Below are 2,375 nucleotides of genomic sequence, written 5' to 3'. Positions count from 1 at the left end.
ATCCGCATCGCATTGGACGCGTTCGAACCGCTCCACCAAGTGGTGATCGTCGGATCCATCGTGCCGGTACCGTGGCCCGGCAGATTGTTGTAGGCGCTGTGGTAGTTGTGGATACCAAGACCAATTTGTTTGAAGTTGTTGCTGCAGCTCATACGGCGAGCAGCTTCACGTGCGGCTTGAACGGCAGGCAAAAGCAAACCGACCAAGACACCAATGATCGCGATAACGACCAAGAGTTCGACAAGCGTGAAAGCTCGTCTTTGAGATGAATTGTTTCTCATCAGTAGACCTTACAAATCGTGTGGGGGTGGTAGAAAGTTATGGCTCGCTACTTAAGCAAGAGTTCACAGTTGGAAGTCTTCTTCACTTTCAACCAAGGTATTGAGCGATAGTCTCGAAGATTCGATGAAAATCACACAAACCGTGATAGGCATCTGGCGAAAGTAGTATTCGCGCAAATGCATTAAAGCGAGTTGGCAAGCGTTTGTAGAAAAGAGGCAATGTCATCGAGCCGATGGCTCTTGGTTCATGGCCTATAGTCAGCGGTCGCAACTGCGATCACGCTTCAATCAAAACGCCTTTCCGACTAGCAACGACGTGCGAAAACCTTTCACGGTGAACCTGATCTCTCGTCCGCCTTCAGCGACAACTGCGACGTTTGACAAGGAATCATCCGCAGGTCGCCTTACAAGGTTATATTGTTTCACAAAGTACTGAGATGGCAACATGAAATGACCGCGACAAATCGGCATATCCGTTGCGTAAAAATCTCTATACAGAACCCACCCGCATAGATATCTCTCTCGTCTTGCCTGTCCCTCTACGTGCTTACCCGGTTTGCTATCTCGCGAGCAGCGATCACCCTAAGAGAAGGGAACGTTGCCCGAGTATCACGTCCTCAATCATATCGGGACACTCGGAAACACTACGTCGTTCGATTCCACCCGGTGGAGGCACCCACCGGCCGTGAGCGCGTTCGCAATCAGCGGACTGAGGCAACCCGAAAGAGAGGTGGCATCTACATAAAAAAACCCGCGTCTCCAAACGAAACGCGGGCTTTGAATATCAGAGTTGCCAGGCAAAGATCAGTCAGGTTTGTTGCCCGCTGCCTTGGCTTCTTCGTCGAGCTGAGCCATTCCTTCTTCAGATTCCTTCAAAAGGCGGCGGTACTCTTCTTTCGCATCTTCACTCGCACTCTCGGCAACGTTGCTGTTACCGCCGGAATCACAACCGACGGATACGCAACCGATGAAGAGCGCGGAAAAAAGCACAAATGTTTTCATCGTCAGGATATTCCTTGGAGACATAAGGCTGGCTCGGGAGACAGCCGCAAAACGGGAGAGACCGTCGACACGTGCTCCGCGAACAGAGCACATGAATTTCGACGGGATAGCAAGCCCATCAGAACGATTCCCGATGGGCGGAAAGACTCAATACTCAAAACCTATCTGTAAACTCATCAGCCGATCGGCGGTAGCCGCGATGTGTTTGAGACAACCGGAGCGAACGCCCACCGGCTAATTGGTTTATCGATTCTTGGATAGGTTCTTAGAATTCGGAGTCGATCACTTCTTTGTTCGCACGGGTACCGAGTGCACCCCACAAACCGTATGGGCTCATCGAACCTGGTGCACGAGGTCCGCTGCTAGCCCATTCGACAACAGGTTTGTCGCTTTGGTTTCCAGCTTCGATCGAGTCGGTAATGAACTTGACCGCACCGTCGCCCATCAGCACGTGCACACCACCTTGGTGACGACTCGACGCGGTGAAGTAACCTTCGCCGCTGCCTTTGTCCGAGGTGCACAATGGTTTGTTCGGAGGACTCGCGGTGATGAAACCCGAGAAGACAGCGAGTGCATCCGCCCACCGATATCCACGAACGTTAATTGGCTCATCGAACGCCAACGACGAATCCCAGAATTGCGGACGGGCCGGATCGACCATGGTGTCGCATGAGTTCGGAGCTTGGCTCTGCATGTTGACATAGCTAGCACGGTCCACACCAACGGTGCGGGCGTCGTGGTCGCCGAGGTCGGTCGCGATTTCACCCGCCATCACGGTGTTGGCCAAACCGTCGAGAATGTCACGGAAGCGAGTCGGTGGCGAACGGAACTTAAAGACACCGCGGTGGCAAGCACGCACCTGAGTGGCGCGGTCGTTGTTGGGCAGAGTCTTGGAGTCGTCCCAGGGTCCGGACTGGATCCACCGGCCGACGTCACCCATGCAAGCGGCGTAGTTTGTTCGGCCAAGCGATGGCAGGCCTTCACCCGGATCGCTCGGGCAACGGAACGTTGCAATATCGGTCGCCCATGGGGTGTAGTCGATATTCGACGGAATGGGGCCCATCGCAGGGAAGTCAACTGTACCGTCTTTGT

The 2,375-nt window shown here is 53.8% G+C and carries 3 protein-coding genes; all 3 read right to left on the bottom strand.

The annotated features are described in order from the left end of the window. Nucleotides 1-281: type II secretion system protein (locus tag RSSM_RS06595; RefSeq protein ID WP_044301458.1), on the bottom strand; the 281-nt coding region annotated here is incomplete at its 3' end. 804 nt (nucleotides 282-1,085) lie between these two features. Then, nucleotides 1,086-1,283: a hypothetical protein gene (locus tag RSSM_RS06585; RefSeq protein WP_008675846.1), complete on the bottom strand. Its 198-nt coding sequence runs from the start codon at nucleotides 1,281-1,283 to the stop codon at nucleotides 1,086-1,088. 265 nt (nucleotides 1,284-1,548) lie between these two features. Then, the coding region (locus RSSM_RS06580; RefSeq protein ID WP_044301456.1) for a DUF1559 family PulG-like putative transporter at nucleotides 1,549-2,375 on the bottom strand (827 nt) is incomplete at its 5' end.

It is taken from the genome of Aporhodopirellula sallentina SM41 (genome assembly GCF_000346505.1).
GTDB classification, from domain to species: Bacteria; Planctomycetota; Planctomycetia; order Pirellulales; family Pirellulaceae; genus Rhodopirellula; species Rhodopirellula sallentina.
The sequence above is the reverse complement of the archived record's forward strand: the minus strand, read 5'-3'. Positions and strand labels throughout refer to the sequence as shown.

Excerpts from the sequence above, each read along its gene's own strand:
- RSSM_RS06585 (WP_008675846.1), bottom strand. The coding sequence starts at position 1,283 with ATGAAAACATTTGTGCTTTTTTCCGCGCTCTTCATCGGTTGCGTATCC.